Source organism: Mammaliicoccus vitulinus (assembly GCF_029024305.1).
GTDB lineage: Bacteria > Bacillota > Bacilli > Staphylococcales > Staphylococcaceae > Mammaliicoccus > Mammaliicoccus vitulinus.
The window spans coordinates 1,726,444-1,749,270 of record NZ_CP118974.1 but is presented as its reverse complement, the minus strand read 5'-3'; the positions used below and the strand labels follow the sequence as shown (position 1 = coordinate 1,749,270).

General features: G+C 32.5%; 42 protein-coding genes, 1 tRNA gene and 1 pseudogene. 39 read left to right on the top strand and 5 right to left on the bottom strand.

Translation table 11 applies throughout. The features are described from left to right. The first annotated feature begins 1 nt into the window (after position 1). The 7 genes from sdhB (at position 2) to PYW35_RS08810 (ending at position 3,999) form a co-directional block, all read left to right on the top strand. Positions 2–811: a succinate dehydrogenase iron-sulfur subunit gene (gene sdhB, locus PYW35_RS08840; protein WP_016911435.1), complete on the top strand. Its 810-nt coding sequence runs from the start codon at positions 2–4 to the stop codon at positions 809–811. Between the two features lie 160 nt (positions 812–971). After that, a complete protein-coding gene (locus tag PYW35_RS08835; RefSeq protein ID WP_016911434.1) occupies positions 972–1,406 on the top strand; it encodes a MarR family winged helix-turn-helix transcriptional regulator in 435 nt (144 codons plus the stop codon). After that, positions 1,403–2,200 (top strand): glutamate racemase, encoded by a 798-nt coding sequence (gene racE, locus PYW35_RS08830; RefSeq protein WP_016911433.1) that lies wholly within the window; start codon positions 1,403–1,405, stop codon positions 2,198–2,200. The genes PYW35_RS08835 and racE overlap by 4 nt, the downstream gene beginning before the upstream one ends. A gap of 12 nt (positions 2,201–2,212) precedes the next feature. Continuing rightward, positions 2,213–2,797, top strand: a complete 585-nt coding sequence (locus PYW35_RS08825) for an XTP/dITP diphosphatase (protein WP_103322275.1) — start codon at positions 2,213–2,215, stop codon at positions 2,795–2,797. Continuing rightward, positions 2,794–3,300: a YfcE family phosphodiesterase gene (locus tag PYW35_RS08820; protein WP_103322274.1), complete on the top strand. Its 507-nt coding sequence runs from the start codon at positions 2,794–2,796 to the stop codon at positions 3,298–3,300. The genes PYW35_RS08825 and PYW35_RS08820 overlap by 4 nt, the downstream gene beginning before the upstream one ends. Before the next feature lie 287 nt (positions 3,301–3,587). Further along, entirely contained in the window at positions 3,588–3,803 is a 216-nt protein-coding gene (locus tag PYW35_RS08815; protein WP_016911430.1) for a hypothetical protein, read from the top strand. Between the two features lie 122 nt (positions 3,804–3,925). Continuing rightward, positions 3,926–3,999: transfer RNA gene (locus tag PYW35_RS08810), tRNA-Arg, on the top strand. 124 nt (positions 4,000–4,123) lie between these two features. On the opposite strand, the gene PYW35_RS08805 is transcribed toward PYW35_RS08810, so the two are convergent. Genes PYW35_RS08805 through PYW35_RS08795 form a run of 3 tightly spaced genes read right to left on the bottom strand, consistent with a single transcriptional unit; the run spans position 4,124 to position 6,164 of the window. Next, a complete protein-coding gene (locus tag PYW35_RS08805) occupies positions 4,124–5,155 on the bottom strand; it encodes a tyrosine-type recombinase/integrase (protein WP_103322273.1) in 1,032 nt (343 codons plus the stop codon). Positions 5,156–5,203: 48 nt separating this feature from the next. Further along, positions 5,204–5,776, bottom strand: coding sequence for a hypothetical protein (locus PYW35_RS08800; protein WP_103322272.1), 573 nt, complete (start codon positions 5,774–5,776; stop codon positions 5,204–5,206). Between the two features lie 43 nt (positions 5,777–5,819). Then, positions 5,820–6,164, bottom strand: a complete 345-nt coding sequence (locus PYW35_RS08795) for a helix-turn-helix domain-containing protein (protein ID WP_103322271.1) — start codon at positions 6,162–6,164, stop codon at positions 5,820–5,822. Positions 6,165–6,328: 164 nt separating this feature from the next. Here PYW35_RS08795 and PYW35_RS08790 point away from each other — a divergent pair, with 164 nt between their 5' ends. Both PYW35_RS08790 and PYW35_RS08785 read left to right on the top strand, forming a co-directional pair. Continuing rightward, entirely contained in the window at positions 6,329–6,529 is a 201-nt protein-coding gene (locus tag PYW35_RS08790) for a helix-turn-helix transcriptional regulator (RefSeq protein ID WP_103322270.1), read from the top strand. 39 nt (positions 6,530–6,568) lie between these two features. Then, complete coding sequence (locus PYW35_RS08785; protein ID WP_103322269.1) at positions 6,569–6,763, top strand: hypothetical protein; 195 nt, start codon at positions 6,569–6,571, stop codon at positions 6,761–6,763. Here PYW35_RS08785 and PYW35_RS08780 read toward each other — a convergent pair. Beyond that, positions 6,750–7,130: a DUF2513 domain-containing protein gene (locus PYW35_RS08780; RefSeq protein WP_103322268.1), complete on the bottom strand. Its 381-nt coding sequence runs from the start codon at positions 7,128–7,130 to the stop codon at positions 6,750–6,752. The genes PYW35_RS08785 and PYW35_RS08780 overlap by 14 nt on opposite strands. 49 nt (positions 7,131–7,179) lie before the next feature. On the opposite strand from PYW35_RS08780, the gene PYW35_RS08775 reads away from it, so the two are divergent. The 3 genes from PYW35_RS08775 to PYW35_RS08765 are packed head-to-tail and all read left to right on the top strand — an operon-like array spanning position 7,180 to position 7,736. Further along, complete coding sequence (locus PYW35_RS08775) at positions 7,180–7,410, top strand: DUF771 domain-containing protein (RefSeq protein ID WP_103322267.1); 231 nt, start codon at positions 7,180–7,182, stop codon at positions 7,408–7,410. Continuing rightward, positions 7,407–7,586, top strand: a complete 180-nt coding sequence (locus tag PYW35_RS08770; protein ID WP_103322266.1) for a hypothetical protein — start codon at positions 7,407–7,409, stop codon at positions 7,584–7,586. The genes PYW35_RS08775 and PYW35_RS08770 overlap by 4 nt, the downstream gene beginning before the upstream one ends. After that, positions 7,587–7,736, top strand: coding sequence for a hypothetical protein (locus tag PYW35_RS08765; protein WP_169925674.1), 150 nt, complete (start codon positions 7,587–7,589; stop codon positions 7,734–7,736). Here the strand turns inward: PYW35_RS08765 and PYW35_RS08760 are convergent. Further along, positions 7,726–7,932: a hypothetical protein gene (locus tag PYW35_RS08760; protein ID WP_103322265.1), complete on the bottom strand. Its 207-nt coding sequence runs from the start codon at positions 7,930–7,932 to the stop codon at positions 7,726–7,728. The two genes, PYW35_RS08765 and PYW35_RS08760, sit on opposite strands and share 11 nt — an antisense overlap. 169 nt (positions 7,933–8,101) lie before the next feature. Here PYW35_RS08760 and PYW35_RS08755 point away from each other — a divergent pair, with 169 nt between their 5' ends. From PYW35_RS08755 to PYW35_RS08625, 27 genes and pseudogenes are all read left to right on the top strand, one after another. Beyond that, the gene (locus tag PYW35_RS08755; protein ID WP_103322264.1) at positions 8,102–8,377 is read left to right on the top strand and encodes a hypothetical protein; all 276 of its coding nucleotides are present in this window, start codon (positions 8,102–8,104) and stop codon (positions 8,375–8,377) included. Then, positions 8,377–8,775, top strand: a complete 399-nt coding sequence (locus PYW35_RS08750; RefSeq protein WP_204107835.1) for a VRR-NUC domain-containing protein — start codon at positions 8,377–8,379, stop codon at positions 8,773–8,775. Before PYW35_RS08755 ends, PYW35_RS08750 begins: the two co-directional genes overlap by 1 nt. Before the next feature lie 58 nt (positions 8,776–8,833). Then, positions 8,834–9,931, top strand: a complete 1,098-nt coding sequence (locus PYW35_RS08745) for a helicase-related protein (protein ID WP_240594795.1) — start codon at positions 8,834–8,836, stop codon at positions 9,929–9,931. Beyond that, positions 9,932–10,153 (top strand): DUF2483 family protein, encoded by a 222-nt coding sequence (locus PYW35_RS08740; RefSeq protein WP_103322262.1) that lies wholly within the window; start codon positions 9,932–9,934, stop codon positions 10,151–10,153. Beyond that, the gene (locus PYW35_RS08735; protein WP_226908862.1) at positions 10,146–10,904 is read left to right on the top strand and encodes an ATP-binding protein; all 759 of its coding nucleotides are present in this window, start codon (positions 10,146–10,148) and stop codon (positions 10,902–10,904) included. The genes PYW35_RS08740 and PYW35_RS08735 overlap by 8 nt, the downstream gene beginning before the upstream one ends. Positions 10,905–10,949: 45 nt before the next feature. Further along, positions 10,950–11,483 carry a DUF669 domain-containing protein gene (locus PYW35_RS08730; protein ID WP_103322260.1) on the top strand — a complete coding sequence of 178 codons (534 nt, stop codon included), beginning with the start codon at positions 10,950–10,952 and terminating at the stop codon, positions 11,481–11,483. Positions 11,484–11,561: 78 nt separating this feature from the next. Then, positions 11,562–11,750: a hypothetical protein gene (locus PYW35_RS08725; RefSeq protein WP_103322259.1), complete on the top strand. Its 189-nt coding sequence runs from the start codon at positions 11,562–11,564 to the stop codon at positions 11,748–11,750. Beyond that, entirely contained in the window at positions 11,747–12,124 is a 378-nt protein-coding gene (locus tag PYW35_RS08720; protein ID WP_103322258.1) for an SA1788 family PVL leukocidin-associated protein, read from the top strand. Before PYW35_RS08725 ends, PYW35_RS08720 begins: the two co-directional genes overlap by 4 nt. Then, complete coding sequence (locus PYW35_RS08715; RefSeq protein ID WP_103322257.1) at positions 12,121–12,357, top strand: hypothetical protein; 237 nt, start codon at positions 12,121–12,123, stop codon at positions 12,355–12,357. Before PYW35_RS08720 ends, PYW35_RS08715 begins: the two co-directional genes overlap by 4 nt. Next, complete coding sequence (locus PYW35_RS08710) at positions 12,358–12,531, top strand: hypothetical protein (protein WP_169925672.1); 174 nt, start codon at positions 12,358–12,360, stop codon at positions 12,529–12,531. A 2-nt stretch (positions 12,532–12,533) separates the two neighbouring features. After that, positions 12,534–12,833 (top strand): hypothetical protein, encoded by a 300-nt coding sequence (locus tag PYW35_RS08705; protein WP_103322256.1) that lies wholly within the window; start codon positions 12,534–12,536, stop codon positions 12,831–12,833. Position 12,834: 1 nt separating this feature from the next. Next, positions 12,835–13,050 (top strand): hypothetical protein, encoded by a 216-nt coding sequence (locus PYW35_RS08700; RefSeq protein WP_103322255.1) that lies wholly within the window; start codon positions 12,835–12,837, stop codon positions 13,048–13,050. Between the two features lie 93 nt (positions 13,051–13,143). After that, positions 13,144–13,448 (top strand): annotated as a pseudogene (locus PYW35_RS08695) (MazG-like family protein). Between the two features lie 71 nt (positions 13,449–13,519). Next, positions 13,520–13,912 carry a YopX family protein gene (locus PYW35_RS08690; RefSeq protein ID WP_103322254.1) on the top strand — a complete coding sequence of 131 codons (393 nt, stop codon included), beginning with the start codon at positions 13,520–13,522 and terminating at the stop codon, positions 13,910–13,912. A 3-nt stretch (positions 13,913–13,915) separates the two neighbouring features. Then, on the top strand, positions 13,916–14,113 hold the full coding sequence (locus PYW35_RS08685) for a hypothetical protein (RefSeq protein ID WP_103322253.1): 198 nt from the start codon (positions 13,916–13,918) through the stop codon (positions 14,111–14,113). Continuing rightward, on the top strand, positions 14,110–14,346 hold the full coding sequence (locus PYW35_RS08680) for a hypothetical protein (protein ID WP_103322252.1): 237 nt from the start codon (positions 14,110–14,112) through the stop codon (positions 14,344–14,346). Before PYW35_RS08685 ends, PYW35_RS08680 begins: the two co-directional genes overlap by 4 nt. Positions 14,347–14,348: 2 nt before the next feature. Next, entirely contained in the window at positions 14,349–14,516 is a 168-nt protein-coding gene (locus PYW35_RS08675) for a hypothetical protein (RefSeq protein WP_169925671.1), read from the top strand. A 116-nt stretch (positions 14,517–14,632) separates the two neighbouring features. Next, on the top strand, positions 14,633–15,484 hold the full coding sequence (locus PYW35_RS08670; protein ID WP_103322251.1) for a primase alpha helix C-terminal domain-containing protein: 852 nt from the start codon (positions 14,633–14,635) through the stop codon (positions 15,482–15,484). A 20-nt stretch (positions 15,485–15,504) separates the two neighbouring features. Further along, complete coding sequence (locus tag PYW35_RS08665; RefSeq protein WP_239102417.1) at positions 15,505–16,878, top strand: DNA primase family protein; 1,374 nt, start codon at positions 15,505–15,507, stop codon at positions 16,876–16,878. Positions 16,879–17,187: 309 nt separating this feature from the next. After that, the gene (locus PYW35_RS08660) at positions 17,188–17,550 is read left to right on the top strand and encodes a hypothetical protein (protein WP_103322846.1); all 363 of its coding nucleotides are present in this window, start codon (positions 17,188–17,190) and stop codon (positions 17,548–17,550) included. A gap of 5 nt (positions 17,551–17,555) precedes the next feature. Further along, positions 17,556–17,774: a hypothetical protein gene (locus PYW35_RS08655; protein WP_103322847.1), complete on the top strand. Its 219-nt coding sequence runs from the start codon at positions 17,556–17,558 to the stop codon at positions 17,772–17,774. Positions 17,775–17,780: 6 nt separating this feature from the next. Continuing rightward, positions 17,781–18,194: a DUF722 domain-containing protein gene (locus PYW35_RS08650; RefSeq protein ID WP_103322848.1), complete on the top strand. Its 414-nt coding sequence runs from the start codon at positions 17,781–17,783 to the stop codon at positions 18,192–18,194. 238 nt (positions 18,195–18,432) lie between these two features. After that, positions 18,433–18,753 carry an HNH endonuclease gene (locus PYW35_RS08645; RefSeq protein WP_103322849.1) on the top strand — a complete coding sequence of 107 codons (321 nt, stop codon included), beginning with the start codon at positions 18,433–18,435 and terminating at the stop codon, positions 18,751–18,753. A 105-nt stretch (positions 18,754–18,858) separates the two neighbouring features. Further along, positions 18,859–19,161: a P27 family phage terminase small subunit gene (locus tag PYW35_RS08640; protein ID WP_103322850.1), complete on the top strand. Its 303-nt coding sequence runs from the start codon at positions 18,859–18,861 to the stop codon at positions 19,159–19,161. Further along, positions 19,158–20,810 carry a terminase TerL endonuclease subunit gene (locus PYW35_RS08635; RefSeq protein ID WP_103322851.1) on the top strand — a complete coding sequence of 551 codons (1,653 nt, stop codon included), beginning with the start codon at positions 19,158–19,160 and terminating at the stop codon, positions 20,808–20,810. Before PYW35_RS08640 ends, PYW35_RS08635 begins: the two co-directional genes overlap by 4 nt. Before the next feature lie 41 nt (positions 20,811–20,851). Continuing rightward, the gene (locus PYW35_RS08630) at positions 20,852–22,003 is read left to right on the top strand and encodes a phage portal protein (protein WP_239102415.1); all 1,152 of its coding nucleotides are present in this window, start codon (positions 20,852–20,854) and stop codon (positions 22,001–22,003) included. Then, positions 21,984–22,826: a head maturation protease, ClpP-related gene (locus PYW35_RS08625; protein ID WP_103322853.1), complete on the top strand. Its 843-nt coding sequence runs from the start codon at positions 21,984–21,986 to the stop codon at positions 22,824–22,826. Before PYW35_RS08630 ends, PYW35_RS08625 begins: the two co-directional genes overlap by 20 nt. The last annotated feature ends 1 nt before the right edge of the window (position 22,827 follow it).

Here is a 22,827-nt window from a genome sequence, read left to right as displayed (position 1 = left end):
AATGGCAGACACTCAAACAGTTGAACAAAATGAACAAAGTCAAAAACAAGAAAACAAAACAATTTCAATTATTATAAAGCGTCAAGAAAATGGCGAATCACAACCATACGAAGAAAAATTTGAGATTCCTTATAGACCAAATATGAACGTAATTGCAGCTTTGATGGAAATACAAAGAAATCCAATTACTTCAAATGGTGAAAAAACAACACCAGTCACTTGGGATATGAACTGTCTTGAAGAAGTATGTGGTGCTTGTTCTATGGTTATCAATGGCAAAGCGCGTCAATCATGTTCAGCAATTATTGATCAGTTAGAACAACCGATTAAGCTAGAACCAATGAAGACATTTCCAATAATACGTGACTTGCAAGTCGATCGTTCTCGTATGTTTGATAACTTGAAAAAAGTTAAAGCATGGGTTCCGATTGATGGTACTTATGATTTAGGTGCCGGTCCACGTATGCCTGAGAAAAAGCGTCAAACTGCTTATGAGTTATCTAAATGTATGACTTGTGGTGTATGTTTAGAAGTATGCCCTAACGTTAATGTGAATAATAATTTCATGGGTGCTCAAGCAATTTCTCAAGTTCGTCTTTTCAACTTACACCCAACAGGTAGTATGACTAAAGATGAGAGAATTAAAGCATTAATGTCTGATGGTGGTATTCAAGAATGTGGTAGTTCACAAAACTGTGTTAATGCTTGTCCAAAAGGTATTCCTTTAACAACATCTATTGCAGCTATGAACAGAGAAGCGACATTCCAAATGTTTAAATCATTCTTCGGATCAGATCACGAAGTTAACTAAATATTTTAACTCAAGAACCTTTAAAGCCAATTATAAAGTTGGTTTTAAAGGTTTTTTGCTATTTTGAATAGGGGAAAATAGACCAATTAATTAACTGCAAATATATGTATGTGTTATTATAAAGAATATAAGTTTTAAGTGAAAAGAGGTACAAACAACAATGGAAGAAATAACTAAACAGATTGAATATTCGTTACGACATATTGTAGAAAGAACTAAATTAAGATCAAGAGGACAGTTAAAAGTATATGAAATTTCACCACCACAATTTATAGCATTACAATGGTTAAATGAACATAAACAATTAACGATAGGTGAATTATCAAAAAGATTATTTTTAGCATATTCGACGACAACCGATATCATTGATAAACTTGAACAAAAAGAATTAGTTTTAAGAATTCAATCTGAAGAAGATAAAAGAGTATTCCATGTTAAGTTGTTAGAAAAAGGTACAGCATTGATTGATGAAGTCGTTCACGCAAGACAATTATATACTGAAGAACTTTTATCGGTGATGGACGATGAAGATAAAAATAAATTTAATGAAGCTTTAGAGATTATGTTAAAAAGAATGAGAAGTGAAGATAAATGAATAAACCAATAGGAGTAATTGATTCAGGTATCGGTGGGTTAACTGTAGCTAAAGAAATAATGCGACAATTACCTAACGAAACGATTTTTTATTTAGGTGATATAGGGAGATGTCCTTATGGTCCGAGATCAAAAGAAGAAGTAAAAGCATTTACAATTCAGTTAGCTGAATTTTTAGTTGAAAAGGAAATTAAAATGCTTGTAATTGCTTGTAATACTGCAACTGCCGTAGCTTTAAAGCCATTACAGGAGATGTTGTCGATTCCTGTTATAGGCGTTATTGATCCAGGTTCTAGAACAGCCATTATGACAACGAATAATAATCGTGTGCTTGTATTAGGAACAGAAGGCACAATCAAGTCTGAAGCATATAGAAGAAGTATAAAGTCTATTAATCCACAAGTAGAAGTTAAAGGTATAGCATGTCCAGGATTCGTCCCATTAGTAGAACAAATGAGGTACAAAGACCCAACGATAACAAGTATTGTTATACATCAAACACTTAAACAATGGCGTTATGATGATTCAGATACAGTGATATTAGGTTGCACGCATTATCCATTATTATATGATGCGATTCACCAATATTTTGATGATGGGAAGACCATTATATCTTCAGGTTTGGAGACTGCTAGAGAGGTCAGTGCTTTATTAACATTTAGTAATGAGCATTCTTATTATACGCCAAATCCTAAGCATAAATTTTTTGCAAATGGTGATGTAGAGCATATAACGAGAACAATTAAAGAATGGTTACATATAAAAGATGCTAAAGTAGAAAGAATAACTTTGTAAGGAGAGATAAACATGAATGAAATCATTGTCGCATCAAACAACAAAGGTAAAATAAATGACTTTAAAGCAATTTTTCCTAAAGCGAATGTTATAGGTATTTCTGAAATTGATCCAGATTTTGATGTAGATGAAACAGGCACAACATTTGAAGAAAATGCTGTTTTAAAAGCAGAATCAGCGTCAAAACAGCTTAATAAAATCGTTATAGCAGATGATAGCGGACTATCCGTTAAAGCTTTAAACGGTGAACCAGGCATATATTCAGCACGATATGCTGGAGAACAAAAAAATGATCAAGATAATATTAATAAATTATTAAATAATTTAAAAGGCGTAGAAGATAGAGAAGCAGAATTTGTGTGTGCTATAGCTGTTAGTGAACCAGGTAAAGATACCCTTACTTATATCGGTAAAGCACAAGGTGAAATAATAGACGAACAACGAGGTGAAAATGGATTTGGTTATGATCCGATTTTCTTCGTACCATCATTAGATAGAACGATGGCAGAATTAACAGCTGCAGAAAAAAGTGCAATTAGCCATCGAGGAAATGCTATTAAATTAATGAACGAAGATATAGGGGAGAGATTCCAATGAAATGGATAGTTGTCAGTGATAATCATGGAGAGCAAGGGGTTCTACATGAAATATATGATAAATATAGAGAAGCGGATTTATTTCTACATATAGGAGATTCAGAATTTGATTATGATGATACTGAATTAAGCTTATATCAAAGAGTAAAAGGAAATTGTGATTTTGATCCACGTTTCCCAATAGAAGATCAAGGTAAGATGCAAGATGTACCATACTTCTTTACGCATGGACATCGATACGAAGTTAAAGGTTCTAGAAATGTATTGAGTGCGCACGCTAAAAATGCACGTGCTAAATTCGCATTCTATGGTCATAGTCATGTAGCTTTATGTGAATTAATTGATGGCGTGTATTGCATAAACCCAGGCAGTATTTCTCAAACGAGAGGTCGATGGGAAGAAACATATGCGATGATAGAATTTGATCGTGAACTTAAAAATGCTAGTCTAACATTTTTAAATAGAAATCATGAAGAAATAGATAAACAAATTTTAGCATTATAAAAAAGTTTCTTCATTAGGTTATAGCCTAGCGAAGACAATTTTTTATTAAAATCTCACGATTGTGAAAGTCATGCTTGCCTAGGGCTATGGTTCGAGCCTGTAGTCTCTCACGCATACTATTCCCCCGGGCGTCAGTATTTTGCATTAACCTCAAATGTTAATCTTTCAGCCTCTTTAATAAATAATTAGAATAACTTTCAATTAAAGTCAAATTGTTTTATAATTATTAATGTCGTTAATTTAATGTAAATAAGTAGGAGCTGTAATGTTATCGGGAGGGTGTTAAAATGAATAGAACACATGTAACATCAGTTATTAATCAAGAAAAATTTTGTATTAATAAAAATGAAGACAATGATTTGCATAAAAGTGAAAATATATATGTATTAACTGCACAAGGACTTGTTCACGCTAGTGTACTAGAAATATTTGAAGATCAATCGATATGTAAAGCAGATAAAGCAAATGCAGTTAAAGTAAATGACATCGTAATCATAGAATAAAAGCAGAACATTTATATCAAACATGTAATAATACTTGTAAAGCGATTTAATAAACCTTTTTCTTTTTAAAAGGTATTGATAAATCAGCGCCGATTAGATATAATTATTCTTGTGTTGAAGATGTCCTGGTAGCTCAGTTGGATAGAGCAACGGCCTTCTAAGCCGTCGGTCGGGGGTTCGAATCCCTCCCAGGACGTAAATTACCAATATCCCGTTGTATCTCGTGGTTAAAAACCTTGATATGACGGGATTTCTTTGTATATAGATATACCTCGTTATATTCGGTAACTACACCAAAACTACACCAAAACTACACCAAGCTATAAAACTTTCAAAGCTTCAACTGCTTTCTTATTCTCTTCTTCAAAACTTTCTTCTAGTAAGTGTGAATAAACCTCTAATGTCACTTTAATATTTTTGTGACCTAATCTCTTAGAAATATAATGTATAGATACATCTTTAGATAATAAATAAGAACAATGAGTATGTCTGATGGCGTGCGTTGTAATTTGTTTAATGCCTAATCGTTCACAATAACCTTTTAAAGCCTTGTTTACTGCGTTAGTACTTATACCATTACTAAATACAAAACCGTCCATTGTAGCAGGTCTTTGCTCCAATACTTTTAAAATATGGTCCATATCTTCTTTAGATACTTCTACTGTTCTAGGTGAAGTGGTTGTTTTTTGCTCATTGATATAAATCGTTCTTTTAAACCTATCTATATATTCATATTTCAAATTGATAGCACCAGATATTCTACAACCCGTAACGACCATAACAAATAGAACTAGTGATGAATCGGTATATTTTGTTTTCAATTCTTTCTTTAGATCTGAATATTGTTTTAATGTGATATATTTATCATCTTCTTGCTGTGCTTCATTTTTACCAACATACTTTATTTTGTATGTGAAGTTCTTTTTAAGTATTCCTTCATATATAGCATCATCTATAGAACTTCTTATTTTACCGTTTAATTTTCTTACAGACTCATCTGTGTGAGTTTTAGCAAACTTATTTATAAACTTTTGATATTTAACTTTGGTAATATCTTTTAGTGTTATCTTACCGATAGATGCCTTTTCCAAATGATTCATGATAGTAGTATAGGACACATAAGTTTTTTCACTTACAACAGGTTTTTTATATGTTTCTGACCATTCTTTGAAATAATCGAACAATGTAATATTGTTATCAAACTGAAACCCGTCTAATAAATCATTCTTAGCTTTTGTTTCTGCTTCTACTGCTTCACGTTTAGTTGTAAATCCACTTTTTCTATAAGTCTTACCTTCATGTCCAAAAGCGTATTGCCATGTGCCACGCTCTTTCCTTTTTGTTACTGTCATATTTATCGCTCCTTATAAGAAAACCCCACGATTTGTGAGGTATGTTAGTTATTTTGCTAATTCTTCTTGCATCTCGTCTTCAGTCATCAAACCGGCATCAACCCATGATTGATATCTTTCCGCTAGTTGATCTTTTTCTGATTCTCCATTCTGAATACCTTTAGAACTTTCATATGCTGCTTGAGCTGAACCTTCTGATACAGTTCCTTGAGGTATTACTCCATTTGCAACTGCGCTATTATATGCTTGAATTTTCTGTTCTTCACTAAAATTTCCATTTAATACACTTTGTAACTGAGTTTCATTAGAAATGTTAGAAGTATTCACTTGTGTTTGTTGTTCTTGAACAACTTCTTCGGTAGAGTTAGCTTCTCCTTGTGTAGACTGTTGTTCATTAGTTGCTACTTCTTCAGTAGTTTGTTCTTCTGTCTTAGGTTCAGACTTTTTAGCAGACTCTTTTTCTTTTTTAGTTTTAGCTTTGCCTGATTCTTCCTTTGTTTTATCTTTCTTAACTTCTTTTTTCGTTTCCTTAGCATCATCTTTAGATGAACTTTCTTCTTTTTGACCACATGCACCCAATACTAATAAACTTGCGAATAATAATACCAATAACTTTTTCATTCCACATTCTCCTTTATTTATATTAAGCACCACCGAAGTGATGCTATTTCCCTTGTTGTGATTTCAAAAACTTCACATATTCTAACACTTTTTGCATTTCGTCTTCGTTTAGATCAGCAACTTCTCCATCAAGATGAGCTGCAATTGTAGTAGGTTGATAAGTAGGTTCTTTCTTCTGTTCAGTTATAGAAGATTTAGGAACATTAAAATACTGGGCTAACATTTCTATTTTATCAATTCTAGGATATTTAGTTTCTTGTATCCAATTAGATATAGTTGACTGACTTACGCCTAATTCCTCAGATAATTCTTTTTGAGTCACATTTTTTCTATTCATAAGACTTTGTAGATTTTCTGATAAAATTTTTCTAGCGCTTTTATATTCCATAGTTTTTGCTCCTTTAATATTACTTAATGTAATATTAATTTACCACATATCAATTTACTTTACAAGAAGAAATATCACTTTTAGGAAATTTTAATTACTTTAAGTGTTGAAATATTACTTTAAGTCATAGTAGTATTGAGTTACCGAAAGCGAGGTGAACAAAAATGCCACAGACTTTTACTATAAAAACATGGCGTATTAATGCCAAAATGACACAACAAGATGTTGCTGATCGATTAGGTGTTAGTAAACCAACAGTCATCAAGTGGGAACGTGAAGATGCGGTACTAAAGAATTTAGAGGTATATGCACTTGCATACTTATTTGGTGTTAGTGTGGACAATATTCAAGTTAAAATTTTATGACCAATATCACTTTAAGTAATAATACAAGGAGGAGACAGAATGAAAGAAGTAAAAAAAGTCATCCATTACTACTATGACAAAGCAGGTAATAGACGACCGTTAGACGTCCAGATAAATGAGGGTTATGACTTAATGGTCGAAAGTCACTTTATCGATAGTTTTTTAAAAGAAAATCCTCATTTACGTAATAACTTTTATGCATTAGTTGATGGAATTGAATTTAAGTTAGATTGAATTCATCAGAGAGATATTTAAATGCCAGTTTACCCAATAAACTAACCGACATACTGGAAGACTTTTTAGCAACATCTTTGACGTATTTCCAAGTTTTATCATCTCTAATATTATCTAAAAATTCATGCCCTGACCAAGTGATGTCATTTATTATCCATGCATGTATTTTTCCTGAAGACCAAGTAAGTTTTACATTGATGTATCCGGCTTCTTTCAATTTTAGAAGTGTATACATTACAGTATCAAAATCATATTTTTCAAATACAATATTATCTTTGAAATTATATTCAGAAAGTGCCTCACCTAACTTTTTATTAGATTCGATTTCTAATAACAAATGTCTAACGCAATCATGATTTAATTTCATATTTATCACCACCTTATAAAAATATTATACACGAAAGGAGTGATAAACAATGTACACAAAAACATGGTGGAGCATGGAAGATTTAGAAAATGAAACTGGACGTAATAGAAATTGGTTGAAGGCAAGAGTTTTAAAAGTACCTAGGTTCAGAGAAGAAATTCAAAATTTTGCACATTATCCAATAAACAATAATGATCAATATCGTTTCGTAGGTTCTGAAATGCGAAAGTTCTTAGAAGATAATTTCAAAGAAATATTTGAATTGGAGGAAGTCAAATGACAGCAACTTGGAACGTATTAAAGTATCCAATGCTTACATTGTTAGTCGTGATTGAGTTCTTCATCATAGCATCATTCAGTACAGCGCCAATTGAACACTCATTACTGATGTGGTTAATGACTGGAATAGCATTTGCAATGTATGACGAGAGTTTGAAAGAAGTGGAGGGAGAATAGATGAAAAAAATAAAACTTATAAAAATAACACTCCTAATCATCATCTTGGCGGAGGAGATTAGAAGTGTTAGAAAACCAAAATATTTTATAAAAATGGATTTAGATGAACATAAATTAAAAGAAATTGTAAATGATTATCTTACTTCTTGAAGTTTAAGTCTAAGTTAATAGTTGAACCACAATATTTACATTTCCCTTTACCATTTTTAAATTTTATTTTTCGTTTCTTTTTGCATTCTGGACATTCAATTTCGTGAGTGGTATTTAATAATTCTTTATTCACATGAGATTTCATATCTTTTTCAATGTTTTTGAAAAATTTATTAATATCCTTATTTTTAACCATATTTTCTCACCACACTTTCATAACAAATTAATTTAATTGTACCAAATAAAAGGAGTGAGAATATGATTTATCAGAATAAAAAACTCCTACTGTTGGCAGACAGAAGGAGTAATGAAATTAAAAATATTATATACCAATAATATACAACAAATTTGAAAGGATGACAAGTATGCATAATACACATCCATTGAATATATTGAATCGTATTAACAAAGAAGTTTTTCAGTTCTTGCATTTGAATGGTTATACCTTCGATTACAAAATTGAAAACTACTACGGTGATATGACGTTGAAGTACTCAATAGATTTCACACAAGGCACTGAACGTGGACAAGTCATTCTCGATATAGAAGGATTACAAACATTGAAAAATAAAATGAACATTGCATTTTTCAATGAACCAGAACGTTTTACTCACCCAATAACTATGAAAGTTGTTTTCTAATGGGACCAGAGAAGAAAGTAGAACAATCAATCATCAAATGGTTGGAGTCGTACAACGGAGTAGATGGACCACCTTATCACACAGTGGTTTATAAGATACATGGTGGTAGTCAATTTCAGAAGTCTGGTATACCAGATATCCTATGCAATTATTTTGGTCACTTCGTAGCAATCGAAGTTAAGCGACCAGATGGTCAAGGTGAATTAAGCACTAATCAAATTATCAATTTAATAAAAATAAATATGTCTGGAGGAGTTGGGATTGTCGCAAAGTCACTCGATGAAGTTAAACAAGGACTTAGTAAGCATGGTATCTACAAACCTAATCCTCAAGCCTACGCAAGTGGAAGTACTCAAAGAATCACCCAAGAACACATTGATGGCTTTAGGGACATCTAGTGGCAAAACCTTAATGTCACTGCACCATTTCTTGAAATGGAATGAAGGAGAAAAGTTATTGATTGTCGCACCACCAGCGAAAATATTAGAAGGTGGTTGGTCACATGAAATTGATTTTGTGAATACGAGATACAACATTGATATACCTTACGAAATGTTAAGTTACGGCAAGTTAAGACAAAAAGACGTGTGGAAACAATATCAAGACTATTACGTGATATTTGACGAGTGTCAAGGTATTAAAAACCCCACAAGCAATCAAGGTAAATTTGCTCGTAAGTTAATTGATGTAAGTACAGGTTGGTGCATGTTATCAGCTACACCAGCAAGTAATGGTTGGGGTGATTGTATTAATTACTTCATCATCAATGATTACGTTAAAAACAAAACGCAATTTGAACGTGACTTTGCTATCAAAGAAATGAAGAAACGAAAAGATGGCAAACAATATCCAGTGATTACTGGTTACATCAATGAACGTACTTTAAAACAATGGTTCGATTCTTTTAGTGTAAGTCGTGACACAGATTACTTTCACGATCTACCAGCAATACAGTTTGAGGAAATCAAGTTACCTAAGTCAACGGAATACAAGAAGATATTAAAAGATAGAGCGTTAATTGATATAGATACACAAACAATCATTCAATATGATACGCAACCTAAATTACAAGCAGCACTAAGATACTACGGTAACCAACAAGCAAAGTTAAGTTGGCTTGAAATGTTACTTGATGGCACAAAAGAGAATGTACTGATTTTCTACCACTTCACGAAAGAAAAAGACGAAATGGTTAAGTTAGCAGAGAAGTTATGCAAAACCATATATGAAGTAAGTGGTCAACGAAAGGTATTAGCTCCTAAAAATGAATGGGATAAGTTACAAAACAGTGTAACCATTGTTCAGTATCAAGCGGGTGGTGCAGGGATTGAATTACAGTACAACTCATTATGTGTCATATATACACCAACGTACAGTTATCAAGATTACACGCAAGCACTAGGTAGAGCGCAACGTGTAGGTATGAAAAACCGTTTGACAGTATATGAATTAAAAGTTAAAGGCACAGTTGATATGAAAGTTTACCAAGCACTAAAAAATAAAAAAGATTTCACTGATGAATTGTTCAGTGAGTATGTAAATGAGGTGGAGTAAATGAAACAAATAACCACTTATATTATTAAACACAAATTATTGAAAGCATATGTAACTAACAAGCCATCTGAAAATGCACCAGACATCAGTTACTCAACTAACTTTGGTAGAGCAAGAGAGTTTGATGGTTTAGATAATTCAAAAATAGATATGAATGATCATATCGCAATCAGAAAAACAGTAACAGAGCAAGTTGAATATGAGGAGGTTTCACATGAGTGACATTTTAAGTAAGTTACGCATACAAGATATATCGAAACGTAACAGTGATAAGTATTACAAGTTCGTTGTATATGGTCGATTTGGTACTGGCAAGACAACAACATTAACGAGAGAAAACAACGCACTAATATTAGATATAAACGAAGATGGTACGACAGTAACAGAAGATGGAGCAGTAGTAGAGATTAAGAATTACAAACACTTGGAATATGTTATTACGAGTTTACCGCAAATATTAGAAGCGTTACGTGAACAAGGTAAGCAAATAGATATAGTGGTCATCGAAACGCTTCAAAAATTACGTGATATCACAATGGAAGACATTATGGAAGGTAAATCTAAAAAACCGACATTTACAGACTGGGGCGAGGCAGCTACAAGAATAGTTGGCATGTATAGATTGATTGGTAAGTTACAACAAGCACATAAATTCCACTTTGCCGTAACAGGTCATGAAGCGATGAATAAAGATAAAGATACAGAAGGTGCAATACTTAATCCTACTGTAACGATTGAAGCACAGGAACAAATTAAAAAAGCAGTCGTGAGCCAATCGGATGTGCTAGCAAGAACAGTAATTGATGTAGCAGAAAAGGACGGCAAAAAACATTTTAAATATATCTTTTCAGTTGAACCATCAGACTTATTTGAAACGAAAGTTAGACATTCACCAAACGTGACGATCACAAATAAAAGATTTGAAAATGCAACGTTAAGCACATTAGTAGATGCAATTAGAAATGGAAACTAAGCATTACACAAAAAAACTAAAAATTAAAAGGACGGTATATAAATTATGAAAATGACAATTGATTTCTCAAACGCAAAAGAACAAGGAAACTTCTTACCAGCAGGAAAGCACACAGTAAAAATTAAAAACATCGAAGCAAAAGAAACAAAAAACGGACACCCACAATTAATTATCACATTTGTAGATGCGAATGGCAGAGAATTTACACATTACCAATTAGCAGATTTTGAACAAGATTGGGTTAAGAACTGGTTTTATAACTTTACAAAAAACGCTGGTCTACCAGTTAAAAAAGAAAATTTCACATTTGATACGAATGATCTAGTAGGTAAACCAATATTTGTTGACATTCAAAGAGAGTATAACGATTACAGCGAAAAGTATAAAAATAAATTGAAATACACTGCTAAATACGACAAAGGCAAAGCAGACCAATGGGATGAAGAATACGCAATAAGTGATGAAGAAAAAGCATTAAAAGCAAAACAAGGCGGTGCCACTTCGTCAAGTAACAACAGTAACCCGTTCGCAAATGCTGATGGACCAATTGATATAGATACGAACGAATTACCTTTCTGAGTTTAATACAAGCGCTAGCAATTTATAAGTCTAGCGCTATCTTTATATCAAAAATGAGGTTAATTAAGGAGTGATCCAATGAAAGCATACAAAGTTGTGACTGAAACACCTATGACATATAGAAAGACTTATTATATTGAAGCACACGACGAAGAAGATATAAGAAATCAATTAGATATAAGAATGAAAGCTAATCCATTAGATTTTACAGATACTCAAGATTATAAAATTGGCGAATATGAATTAGAGGAGATAGATATCAGATGACGAATTTAACTGTTAAGTATAAGCAACCATTTCATGAAGATAACATAACTATTGCAGAAAATAATAACATACCAAAGATTATTTATAGATCAAGAATATTAGGTGGTTGGACTATTGATGAAGCAGTACATGCATTTCCTTCTAATGAGGAACTCGAAAAAAATAAATTAAAAAGTAATGACTTAAAGTATACAGGAAATCATTTAGGTACTTTAGAAAAAGTAATGGTTTTCGAAGAAGAACAAAGACGTGTTCGTTATAGAGTGCGTTATAAAAAGCAAAAACCATGGTTAGAGAAGTACCCTCAAACATCAGAATTTGGTGATTATGCTCAACGGTTATTTAACGAGTGTTGTGGAAGTTGGGCGAAATGATAACCAAAATTTATGACAATTACTACACATATGAAGTAGGCGTTAAAAATGTTGGCTACATTACAGAGTGGTCAGTTGGTAAAGACACAGTCGATATATTCCATATAGCAGACGAGAACAATAAGATTATTGTATTTCATGGATATACACATAAGGATTATGTTGTAGAACATGATGACGAACCAATTGAAGATGGACAGATAACATTATTCGATTTAAAGGAGATTAATTGAATGAGTACGATTTTAGACGAATTAAAAGTAGCTAACCATAACTTGAATAAGAATAACACTGGAGATTTGCATATAGATAATATGACCGATTCATTCGGCAAAGAAATATTCAGAGAAGTCATGAAACAAATTGAGAACGGTGCAAAATTAGATGATGAATATAAGAAGTGTTAAGTATGGTCACAATCAAACACACACGAGAATCAATCGCAGAGTTAGAGAAACAACTCGATCTATACAAAACAGCGCATCATAAATTAACTGCTGGATTAAAAGAAGCAGTCGCAGAAAGTATTAAGTATAAGCGTGAGCGTGACTCGCTTATCAAAGATGTATCAAACTATCGCAGAGTGTTAAAAGTATTCGCTAGATTAATCAAAAATAAATTAGATATCAATGCTAGCGATAGATATATTCCGTATCAGCATATGTTAGATGATATTGGCATTAATACAGATGAATTGGAGGCTGATTAGAATGGCTAAAGTGAATTACAAAGATGCGTGGCAGACGCTAAAAGAAGAAATATTAAAAGAATATCCAGGTGCAGTTAACATTCAAAAATATTATGCAGGTAGTTATGAATTTGCCATTGCTCAGAAACTAGAAGAAATCGGTAAGAAAATGGATAAACTAGACGGCACACATGAATTTAGCAATTTACTAGATGATATGAATAGGGAGGAAAAATAAATGACTAACACTGTAACTATAGATTTAAAAACTTATAACAAATTACTTGTGAATACATTAATGTATAACATTAAAAAAGAAGAAAAAAGTAACATGAACAACTTAATCAAACAAATAGAACAATGGTCAATAGATAAAGGGTTAGATAAGGGTAATAGTTTCACACAATTTACTAAGACGATTGAAGAACAAGGTGAAATTGCAGCAGCACTTTGTAGGAATGATATAGACGAACTTAGAGACGGTATAGGGGACGTTATCGTTACATTGGTTATATTGTGGCATAACAAAACGATATGACATTATATGAGTGCTTAGAACAAGCGTACGGAGAAATCAAAGATAGAACAGGAGTTATGAGTAAAGATGGGACGTTCATCAAAACCGAAGATCTATGAGGATAAGGGTGGCGAAAGTCACCCAGATATTTTAGATAAGATACGAGAAATATTGAATAGGAAGTGATTAGATGTTACCGAAGTTTAGAGTTTGGGATAAAGTCGCAGAAGATATGTTTACACCTGAAGTATTAGAATTAGATAAATATGGTAAAGTAACTGGAATTTTTTCGAAAGGAACGATGTTTAGCATTGAAGATTTCGAACTCCTACAATCAACAGGATTATTCGACAAGAACGGTGCAGAGATATTTGAAGGGGATATATTAAAAGTGTTTGTTTTAGGTGATGAAGGGGCAATAGCTAAAGTGATTTTCAAAAATGGAATGTTTGGAATCGAAGATGATATGCATGGATATGGTTATGATAGAGGACTTTATTCATTACACCAAATACTATCGCTTAGAGATGCTGAAATCATAGGTAACAAATTCACACACCCACACTTACTAGAGGAGGAATAAGTTATGAACAGACTAGAAGAAATAGTAAATAAATTAAATAATAATATCAAAAATTTTAACTTCGGAGTTATCCATGACTGTATATATGATTTGCACAATGAAGGATATATAACCCAACATGATGCGCAATATTTACTTGAGGATATTATGAACGATAGATGTCCTATACCACTTTCTTCATTTAAGGAGGATACACAATGAAACCAACACTAATTAGCAAATTAATGGAAAAACAAATACATTTTACTATAGAGTCCGACACAAAAGGAGAAGGGACAATAACAATCCCTTTGAGTGATATAGCTGAAATAGAAATCATCAAAAATAGCGACTATAAGATATCGATGCCATCAACTAGACCATTCACACCACCAACTATAACAACTTTTCAAACCGAACAAGAAGTTATAGAGTTTTTATTTAAGGAGGACTAACAATGAAACTATTAATCACACTATTACTAAGTACGCTCACATTAATCGTATACATTAAGCATTCATATAAATACGCTACTGTGCAAGACACAGTTGATGCACCAATAGATTATGAATCAGATCAATATAAAGAAGCTGAAACGTGGTTCAGCGGAGTTGGTAGACATTGACATTCGGATTAATACTATTCGCAGTTATAGTCATTGCGTTAGTGATAAATGCAGTTAAGGAATAATTATTATAGAAGGAACACGTCACAATAAATTAAAAGGAGAGTTTAATAACAATGATTACTTTGCAACACGATACACAAGTATCTATGACACTTTATAAATCACCAGATGCCACAACTTATATCAACACTTACAACTTGAAATGGTCTGAACTATTACACGCATTATCTAAACCAGCATTACACACTAGGAAATATGCAAGAGGAACTGGTGTGTATGGTCAAATAAAAAATAATGATAACTACCGTCGTAAAAACGATAATGTCATTGATCGTTCTATCATCGCAATAGATTATGACGAACTGCCACTTGATGTAGATTTTAACCAACATGTATCTGATGTTGTAAAGTTCTCATATGGTATTTACTCATCACATAATAATGCACCAAATAATCAGCGTTACAGACTCTTAATACCAATCAGTCAACCAATTACTCCAGAATTATATGGTGGTGTTGTACGAGCGTTTCAGTACGCTTTGAAGTTACATGGATATGATGAACAATCAGAAATACCATCACAAGCTATGGCATTACCAACAGTTGCAGATGATGGACAATATTTCGAGTTCTATTACCAAGATGCACCTATATTACCTTATGAGTCGGCAGTTAAAATGGGTGAACACTTTAAAAAACGAGATACAGATAACGAAATCAAAGCAGCAACATCAGATGAAGATTGGTTAGTCATACTAAGTGGACTTAATCAATCAGAAGGACCAGGTAGAAATAACGGTATGACAAAATTATTAGGTCACTTACTATCTAAAAATGTTAATCCAACTGTTATATATGGACTACTTAAACATTGGGACTACTCAAACACACCACCATTGCAAGACGAAGGAGCATTCGATAAAACGTTTCAATCAATATTTAAAAAACATCATAGATCTAAATAGGAAGGAGTGAACAAGTCAATATGGAATTACCAGATGACATCAAAAAAGTTATAGAAGAAAATCAATCACCACATCAAAGTATGTTCTTTAGTTCTAAAGGCGTATTCTTACACTTTGAATTTGCACAATATCTACAAGAAAAACACAACGGTGTACTGTTAGATGGCAAACCACATATATTTACAGGTAAGAAGTACGAGCCACTAGACGTTAACACCATACGTAACTTAACACTTAAATATATACCATCGCTTAAAGAGTCACAGAATAAAGAAGTGTACTACAAATTATATGCACTATGTTCGCAAAAAATAGTACAACACGCACCACCACAATATATTGGCGTTAAAAATGGTATATACGATTTGTTCAAAGGACAATTAGAACCATTTAGTCCAGATATTCACATCACAAATATTATAAACGTTGATTATGATCCAAACATCAAGAGTTATGACGTTGATAATTTTATCGCTAACATATCGAATGATGACAAGGATATACAAAAATTAATTGTTCAACTTATTGGTTACGGATTATATAGAGAAAACTTTTTACAAAAAGCATTCTTCTTCTATTCACCAGGTGGTAATGGTAAGTCAACGCTATTTAAACTACTACATCATTTTTATGGTAGTGAAAACACAACAGCATTATCATTCAAAGATATTCAGTCACGATTCAAACCAGCATCGCTACAAGGTCAATTAGTTAATATAGCAGATGATATTGATGCAAGCTACATCACAGAAACAGGGAACTATAAATCAATCGTTACAGGTGATGACATCAACGCAGAACGCAAAGGTCAAGATGACTTTAACTTTAGTCCATACGTTAAGTTATTATTTGCAGGTAACGCATTACCACAAACAAACGACAGAACGGACGGTTTTTATAGACGTATGGTTATCATACCTATGTTACGTAAATTCGGTGACGGTCACCACAAGATTGACCCAACACTTATACACAGATTGAAACAACCTAAGAACTTATCAGCATTATTAAACAAGGCATTAACTGGACTCAAACAAATCATAGATGACACTTACATTCATATGCCAAACGTATCAAAAGAATTAGTTGAGAAGTATAAATATGAGAATGATCCATTCATGCAATTCATTGAAGAAGCGCAGGATGACAAATATAGAGAAATACCAGTAGTAGAAGGACGACCAACAGAAAAAGCATTTAACATATATGTACAATGGTCTGAACGTAACAAACACGCAACAGTCAGTAAGACGAAGTTCACGCAAGAAATGAGAAGGTTAGGATACGAAACCAAAGTTAAACGTTCACCAGATAACGAAGGCAAGACTACAAGGTTTTACGCTAAAGAAAGTACTATTACATTCTATGATTTTCATGGTTTAGCTTTATATTAATAGTTAAAAAAATCAGTTGTAACAGTTTGTGTAACACTTTTTAACAGTTTTTAAACAAAAGTGTTACAGCTGTAACCGTTGGGGCAATAAGGTTACAAGAATCTTGATACACTTCTACACTTTTTCACGAAATTTCTTTATATATATACTACTTTACTATTTATATTAACTTAATAATAAAAGTGTAATAGTGTAACAGAAGTAGTATATCCATTGGGGCAGTAAGAACGAAAGGTGTTACGCTTTTTTTGAATAAGTGTTATAAAGTGTTAAAAGTGTTACAAGAATAAAAAGGAGACGAATTAATTAATGAAAACATTCAATAAAAGTTTGATAAGAAAATCGCTAACTTATGAAAAAACAATCGCAAAAGATAAATGGATAAAGTTGCAAGAGTTGATTAGAGAGTCTGGCGTTAATATAAAAATAGATAGAAATGATGAGATGTTTTTAACTGTAGATTATAAAGTTGATATTGAGTTGTATCCATTAAATAATGATTATAATGTTGAATTCGTACATGTTCAATTATGGTATTACAAGTTCGAAGCTGAACGACTTAACCAAATCCATTTAGAAACAAGTCATAACTTTAGTGGCATACCTGCTGCGTTTGAATATATCAATAGAATATATTGGGATGTAAACATAGATAAGAGGTTAAAGGAGTGAGTCGTATGACAACAATCTGGGTCATCATATCAATCTTATTAGCCATTAACTCAATGTGGCTACTTAAATTAAATAAGGATTTAGCACAAACGAATGACGAACTGATAGCTAGGAATATAATGAGGAGTTTAATAGAGAATGAATATAAGATACCAATTAAACCATTAACAGACAAACAAAAAGAATTAGTCAATAGATGGTTCAATAACAACAAGGAGGACTAACAGTATATGCGAAACAGTACGATTAAATACTTAGAAGAAGAGTTATGTAATTATGATCATACACGTAAGCGTATGAAAGAATTAAGGGAAGAGGTTAGAACTCCTTGGAAGCCTCAAGATGAGAACATTGGTGGAGGTCGAAGTAATAGTAATGTAAGTACAACAGAAATGACCGCTACAAGGTTGGTTAATGATAAACGTATAGAACATCTCGAGCGTGTAACAATAGCTATAGAGAAGGTATTTGAAGAAGGGAATCTATTAGAACAGCAACTCATGAATCTATATTACTTTAAGAAACCTAGACTATTAACAGTAGATGGAATTGTAGATAAGTTACACATTAGTCGTAGTCACTTCTTTAGAATAAAGAAAGGTATCATCATTAAGTTAGCAGATGAGTTAGGCATAGAACATTAGTAATGAGACTATCATGAGACTTTTGAGGTGTGTCAAGGTGTTATTATGGTAGTGTAGAAAGATTATAGATATCAATTAATCACATCCTTTACGATAGACAACTAATCTCATATCTATAATTAATCAACGGACTGTACTCAATAGAGTATGGTCCTTTTGTTTTGCTTACTCAAGCTGAGAGGTATGTGATCCATTATGGTTGTAATGTATCTATGATATGCAGGAGGCAACAGGTTAAATGAATACTGATTACAACGATATTAAAAACAGAAAAGCCTTTTATAAAAGTAAACAATGGAGAATGATAAGATTAAGAGTATTGAAAAGGGATAATTACGAGTGTGTGAATTGTCGTAAAGAAGGTAAGGTCACTTTGAATAGATTTGATAAACATAAAACCTTAGATGTTGACCATATAAAAGAACTTGAAACACACCCAGAATTAAGATATGACTTAGACAACTTACAAACATTATGCATTTGGTGTCATAACAAGAAACATAATAGATACCAAAAGAAAATAAATAAAAAAAGATGGACTGACGAAAGATGGGACTAGCCCCCACCCTAAAACAAATCAACTAAAATTTTGATATAAAGGGAACGGCGAGGGGGTCGAGTCTACAATAATATTCAAAAAAATATACGTTAAGGGGGTATGAATATGAAGAATGTTAGGGTTCTAAAAGAATATTTACTTACAAAAATAGAAAAAGACAATCCAGTTCAACTTGAAAAAGTGGAGCGGTACATCAATTTACTTTTAATATTTTACAAGTTAGATGAAAACATCAAAGAACATGGCACGATGGTTGAAACCGTAAATGCTACTCAAACATTTTTAAAAGCAAATCCGGCAGTAGCAGAAAAGAATAAGATTAATGGTTCACTTCTTGCACTAGAAAAATCATTTGGATTTGGAAAAAACGAAATAGAATTAGATAAACCCTCCGATGATTATGTATGATCAATCAAAAGTATGTATCTGAATATATCGAGATGTGGAGAAAAGGAGAAATTGTACTAAATCAAGAAAGAATTGATTTAATCCATTATCTTGAAAACCATATTTTGACAAGGGATGATGTTTATTTCGATGAAAAGACAATCGAGAACTGTATTAAATTTATTGAAAGATGGTACTTTCCAACTGAACCTTTTCAAAGATTTATTATAGCTTTTGTTTTTATGATAGACAAAGAACTGAAACAAGCTTACTTTACTGAAATAGTTATTTTTATGGGACGAGGCGGAGGAAAAAACGGACTCATAAGCGCGATAAGTGATTTTTTATCTACACCTTTGCATGGTGTTGAAGACTACGATATATCTATTGTTGCAAACAGTGAAGAACAAGCTAAAACATCATTCAATGAAATCTATAAAACGATAACAAAAAGTAAAAGAAACAAATCAGCTAAAACGCCAAACGGACAATACATTGTGAGTAAAACAGAAATTCAAAATAGAGATACAGGTTCCATTATTAAATACAACACATCAAACACAAAGACCAAAGATGGTGGGCGTGAGGGGTGTGTTATTTTTGATGAAATTCATTATTTTGAGGGTCCCGGTATGGTTAACGTAAAGCGTGGTGGATTAGGTAAAAAACTTAATCGTCGTACATTTTACATAAGTACAGACGGTCATTTGAGAGAAGGGTACATGGATTCGATGAAAGATAAAATTAAAGCTATTTTATCCGGAGAATATAAGAACAGTCGCATGTTTCCTTTCTACTGCAAATTGGATGATTTAAAAGAAAAGGACGATGAAACAATGTGGGAAAAAGCTAATCCTATGTTTCATAAACCTCTTTCAGATTATGCAAAAACATTATTAAGCACAGTAAGAGAAGAATATGAGGACTTACCTTTCAATAGATCTAACAGAGCTGAATTTGTAACTAAACGAATGAATCTACCAGAACAAGACCCAGAAAGCGTAGTAGCACCATATGAAGAAATCAAAGCAACAAATAGACCTATGCCGGATTTAAAAGAAAAAGTGTGTATAGGTGGTTTAGACTACGCATTCGTAAAAGACTTTGCAAGTGTAGGACTACTTTTTAGAGATGGCGAAGAATATATATGGAAAACACATTCGTTTATTAGGAAAGGGTTTTTAGACACTACTAATTTGGACCCACCAATTGAAGAATGGGCAAAAGACGGATTATTAACAATTGTAGATACAGAAGTTATAGAAATTAAGTTCATCATTGATTGGTTTATTGAAATGTCAAAAGACTACAATTTAGTTAAAGTTATAGCAGATAACTATCGTACTGATATTGTAAGACATGCTTTTGATGAGGTGGGTGTTGAATTAGAGGTATTAAGAAATCCAAAAGCACTACATGGACTATTAGCACCAAGAATAGATACAATGTTCGCTAAAAAACAAATTATATTTGGCGATAATCCATTAATGAGATGGTTCACTAATAACGTAGCAGTTAAGATGATGCCTGACGGATCTAAACAGTATATCAAAAAAGATGAAATCTACAGAAAGACAGATGGATTTCACGCAATGCTACATGCATTATATCGTGCGGATGAGTTATTAGATTATGACCAACCATTTATTATGAACGAAATTGCATTTTAATAATGAAAGAGGTGATTAAAATTTCAATTTTTGAAAGAATCATGGGAAAAAATGAAGCAATCGAATTTAGCTATGATTTAGATTTGTTAAGAGACACTTCTCATAAAGCGTACATAAAAAAATGGGCGTTGAACACATGTATAAATCATATTGCTAGAACGATTAGTCAAACAAAGTTTGAAGTAATAGATAAAGGTGTGAAAGATGAGACGTCAGTCACTTACTACAAATTAAATGTTAGACCTAACACTGATGAATCAGCATCTACATTTTGGCAACGTGCAATCAGAAAACTTATTTTTGATAATGAGGTTTTGATTGTTGTGACAGACACAAAAGATTTAATCATTGCAGATGATTTTGAAAGAGAAGAATACGCATTATACGATGATATATTTAAACATGTGAAAGTAAAAGATTTTGAGTTTGAACGCAATTTTAAAATGAGTGAAGTCATTTATATAACGTATTCAAATGAATCTATTTCAAGTTTATTAGATGGATTGTTTACTGATTATGGAAATATATTTGCAAGAATTGTTAAATACAATTTAATGAGTAACCAAATAAGAGCGACACTTTCATTTGATGGTAATGTAAACGCTCAAACACAACAAAACATGCAAAATTTTATTAATAAATCTTATGAAGCGTTTGAACAAAACGATATTGCAATTGTACCTGTACAAAAAGGATACGAGTATAAAGAACATACAACGCAGTCGCAAAGTAAAAGCACATCACAGATTGAAGATTTAACAAAAGTACCAAACCAACTTTTGAAATATGTAGCTTCTAGCTTAGGTATACCATTCCCACTCATAGATGGTTCTGTAGCAGACATTGAAGCTATGACTGATAACTATATGAAGTTCTGTATTATGCCAATTTTAGAAAATATCGTGGACGAATTAAACGCTAAATGTTTCAGCGAAAAAGACTATAGAGAAGGTAAACGAATTAAAGCTATATCTATAGATGCATATGATCCGATTCAAAAAGCAGAAGCGATAGATAAATTAATAGCGAGTTCAGTATTCACTGCAAATCAAGTGTTGGATATGTTCGGCTACCCACCTAGTGATGATGAGGATGCGGATAAACGTGTCATTACTAAAAACTTACAATCTGTAAAAGAAGTGAGTGAAAGTTCATTGAAAGGTGGTGAGAATAATGAAGATAGACCGCAGTAAAGGTTTTTTTAATGCCACTAAACAATCGGATAAAAAAGCTAAAATGGATATTTTCGGAGAGATAGTTGACGACCAAATATCCAACTCACAAACAAGCGCAATTTCATTTAGAGATGCTTTAAACAGTTTCGGAGATGTAGAAGAAATTGAAATAAACTTAAATTCTCCAGGTGGTTCGGTATTTAGTGGTATCGCAATAGCGAATCAGATATCGAGTCATTCAGCTAGAGTTACTGTAAATATCAGTGGTGTAGCAGCAAGTATCGCATCAGTGATTGCTATATCCGCAGACCATGTAAAAATGGCTAAGAACTCAATGATGATGATACATGAAGTATGGTCACCTTTTGTAGGGTCACACAATGAAATGAGAAAGTTTGCAGATGACTTAGAAAAAATTAATGAAACGGTGTTTAACAGCTACTTACAGAAGAACCCTAAAATTGAGCATGCGCTTCTAAAAGATATGATGGCTAAAGAAACATGGTTGAGTAGTGATGAAGCACTTGAATTAGGATTAGTTGATGAAGTAACGCATGCCAATAAAGCATCTGCAAAAATTTCAAAAGAAATGGAGGCTCAATTTAAAAATATGCCTGAATTAAATAATGATGTGGTTGAAACACCTAAAGAAACCGAAGAAGTAACAGTTGACGATGTTATGGCAATATTGAAAGCAATTCAGTCAGACGTCAAAGAGATTAAAGAAAACACTAAAACTAAAGAAGAAAAAGAAGAAAAGTCTGACGAAACTAAAACGCAGGAAGTTCCTGTTAACAGTTTTGCTAGGCTTTTTAATTTATCAAGAGAGGATGACAAATAAT

What these genes read in the sequence shown, in the direction of transcription:
- sdhB (WP_016911435.1), top strand. Translation starts at nt 2, where the DNA reads ATGGCAGACACTCAAACAGTTGAACAAAATGAACAAAGTCAAAAACAA.
- PYW35_RS08835 (WP_016911434.1), top strand. Translation starts at nt 972, where the DNA reads ATGGAAGAAATAACTAAACAGATTGAATATTCGTTACGACATATTGTA.
- racE (WP_016911433.1), top strand. Translation starts at nt 1,403, where the DNA reads ATGAATAAACCAATAGGAGTAATTGATTCAGGTATCGGTGGGTTAACT.
- PYW35_RS08825 (WP_103322275.1), top strand. Translation starts at nt 2,213, where the DNA reads ATGAATGAAATCATTGTCGCATCAAACAACAAAGGTAAAATAAATGAC.
- PYW35_RS08820 (WP_103322274.1), top strand. Translation starts at nt 2,794, where the DNA reads ATGAAATGGATAGTTGTCAGTGATAATCATGGAGAGCAAGGGGTTCTA.
- PYW35_RS08815 (WP_016911430.1), top strand. Translation starts at nt 3,588, where the DNA reads ATGAATAGAACACATGTAACATCAGTTATTAATCAAGAAAAATTTTGT.
- PYW35_RS08805 (WP_103322273.1), bottom strand. Translation starts at nt 5,155, where the DNA reads ATGACAGTAACAAAAAGGAAAGAGCGTGGCACATGGCAATACGCTTTT.
- PYW35_RS08800 (WP_103322272.1), bottom strand. Translation starts at nt 5,776, where the DNA reads ATGAAAAAGTTATTGGTATTATTATTCGCAAGTTTATTAGTATTGGGT.
- PYW35_RS08795 (WP_103322271.1), bottom strand. Translation starts at nt 6,164, where the DNA reads ATGGAATATAAAAGCGCTAGAAAAATTTTATCAGAAAATCTACAAAGT.
- PYW35_RS08790 (WP_103322270.1), top strand. Translation starts at nt 6,329, where the DNA reads ATGCCACAGACTTTTACTATAAAAACATGGCGTATTAATGCCAAAATG.
- PYW35_RS08785 (WP_103322269.1), top strand. Translation starts at nt 6,569, where the DNA reads ATGAAAGAAGTAAAAAAAGTCATCCATTACTACTATGACAAAGCAGGT.
- PYW35_RS08780 (WP_103322268.1), bottom strand. Translation starts at nt 7,130, where the DNA reads ATGAAATTAAATCATGATTGCGTTAGACATTTGTTATTAGAAATCGAA.
- PYW35_RS08775 (WP_103322267.1), top strand. Translation starts at nt 7,180, where the DNA reads ATGTACACAAAAACATGGTGGAGCATGGAAGATTTAGAAAATGAAACT.
- PYW35_RS08770 (WP_103322266.1), top strand. Translation starts at nt 7,407, where the DNA reads ATGACAGCAACTTGGAACGTATTAAAGTATCCAATGCTTACATTGTTA.
- PYW35_RS08765 (WP_169925674.1), top strand. Translation starts at nt 7,587, where the DNA reads ATGAAAAAAATAAAACTTATAAAAATAACACTCCTAATCATCATCTTG.
- PYW35_RS08760 (WP_103322265.1), bottom strand. Translation starts at nt 7,932, where the DNA reads ATGGTTAAAAATAAGGATATTAATAAATTTTTCAAAAACATTGAAAAA.
- PYW35_RS08755 (WP_103322264.1), top strand. Translation starts at nt 8,102, where the DNA reads ATGCATAATACACATCCATTGAATATATTGAATCGTATTAACAAAGAA.
- PYW35_RS08750 (WP_204107835.1), top strand. Translation starts at nt 8,377, where the DNA reads ATGGGACCAGAGAAGAAAGTAGAACAATCAATCATCAAATGGTTGGAG.
- PYW35_RS08740 (WP_103322262.1), top strand. Translation starts at nt 9,932, where the DNA reads ATGAAACAAATAACCACTTATATTATTAAACACAAATTATTGAAAGCA.
- PYW35_RS08735 (WP_226908862.1), top strand. Translation starts at nt 10,146, where the DNA reads ATGAGTGACATTTTAAGTAAGTTACGCATACAAGATATATCGAAACGT.
- PYW35_RS08730 (WP_103322260.1), top strand. Translation starts at nt 10,950, where the DNA reads ATGAAAATGACAATTGATTTCTCAAACGCAAAAGAACAAGGAAACTTC.
- PYW35_RS08725 (WP_103322259.1), top strand. Translation starts at nt 11,562, where the DNA reads ATGAAAGCATACAAAGTTGTGACTGAAACACCTATGACATATAGAAAG.
- PYW35_RS08720 (WP_103322258.1), top strand. Translation starts at nt 11,747, where the DNA reads ATGACGAATTTAACTGTTAAGTATAAGCAACCATTTCATGAAGATAAC.
- PYW35_RS08715 (WP_103322257.1), top strand. Translation starts at nt 12,121, where the DNA reads ATGATAACCAAAATTTATGACAATTACTACACATATGAAGTAGGCGTT.
- PYW35_RS08710 (WP_169925672.1), top strand. Translation starts at nt 12,358, where the DNA reads ATGAGTACGATTTTAGACGAATTAAAAGTAGCTAACCATAACTTGAAT.
- PYW35_RS08705 (WP_103322256.1), top strand. Translation starts at nt 12,534, where the DNA reads ATGGTCACAATCAAACACACACGAGAATCAATCGCAGAGTTAGAGAAA.
- PYW35_RS08700 (WP_103322255.1), top strand. Translation starts at nt 12,835, where the DNA reads ATGGCTAAAGTGAATTACAAAGATGCGTGGCAGACGCTAAAAGAAGAA.
- PYW35_RS08690 (WP_103322254.1), top strand. Translation starts at nt 13,520, where the DNA reads ATGTTACCGAAGTTTAGAGTTTGGGATAAAGTCGCAGAAGATATGTTT.
- PYW35_RS08685 (WP_103322253.1), top strand. Translation starts at nt 13,916, where the DNA reads ATGAACAGACTAGAAGAAATAGTAAATAAATTAAATAATAATATCAAA.
- PYW35_RS08680 (WP_103322252.1), top strand. Translation starts at nt 14,110, where the DNA reads ATGAAACCAACACTAATTAGCAAATTAATGGAAAAACAAATACATTTT.
- PYW35_RS08675 (WP_169925671.1), top strand. Translation starts at nt 14,349, where the DNA reads ATGAAACTATTAATCACACTATTACTAAGTACGCTCACATTAATCGTA.
- PYW35_RS08670 (WP_103322251.1), top strand. Translation starts at nt 14,633, where the DNA reads ATGATTACTTTGCAACACGATACACAAGTATCTATGACACTTTATAAA.
- PYW35_RS08665 (WP_239102417.1), top strand. Translation starts at nt 15,505, where the DNA reads ATGGAATTACCAGATGACATCAAAAAAGTTATAGAAGAAAATCAATCA.
- PYW35_RS08660 (WP_103322846.1), top strand. Translation starts at nt 17,188, where the DNA reads ATGAAAACATTCAATAAAAGTTTGATAAGAAAATCGCTAACTTATGAA.
- PYW35_RS08655 (WP_103322847.1), top strand. Translation starts at nt 17,556, where the DNA reads ATGACAACAATCTGGGTCATCATATCAATCTTATTAGCCATTAACTCA.
- PYW35_RS08650 (WP_103322848.1), top strand. Translation starts at nt 17,781, where the DNA reads ATGCGAAACAGTACGATTAAATACTTAGAAGAAGAGTTATGTAATTAT.
- PYW35_RS08645 (WP_103322849.1), top strand. Translation starts at nt 18,433, where the DNA reads ATGAATACTGATTACAACGATATTAAAAACAGAAAAGCCTTTTATAAA.
- PYW35_RS08640 (WP_103322850.1), top strand. Translation starts at nt 18,859, where the DNA reads ATGAAGAATGTTAGGGTTCTAAAAGAATATTTACTTACAAAAATAGAA.
- PYW35_RS08635 (WP_103322851.1), top strand. Translation starts at nt 19,158, where the DNA reads ATGATCAATCAAAAGTATGTATCTGAATATATCGAGATGTGGAGAAAA.
- PYW35_RS08630 (WP_239102415.1), top strand. Translation starts at nt 20,852, where the DNA reads ATGGGAAAAAATGAAGCAATCGAATTTAGCTATGATTTAGATTTGTTA.
- PYW35_RS08625 (WP_103322853.1), top strand. Translation starts at nt 21,984, where the DNA reads ATGAAGATAGACCGCAGTAAAGGTTTTTTTAATGCCACTAAACAATCG.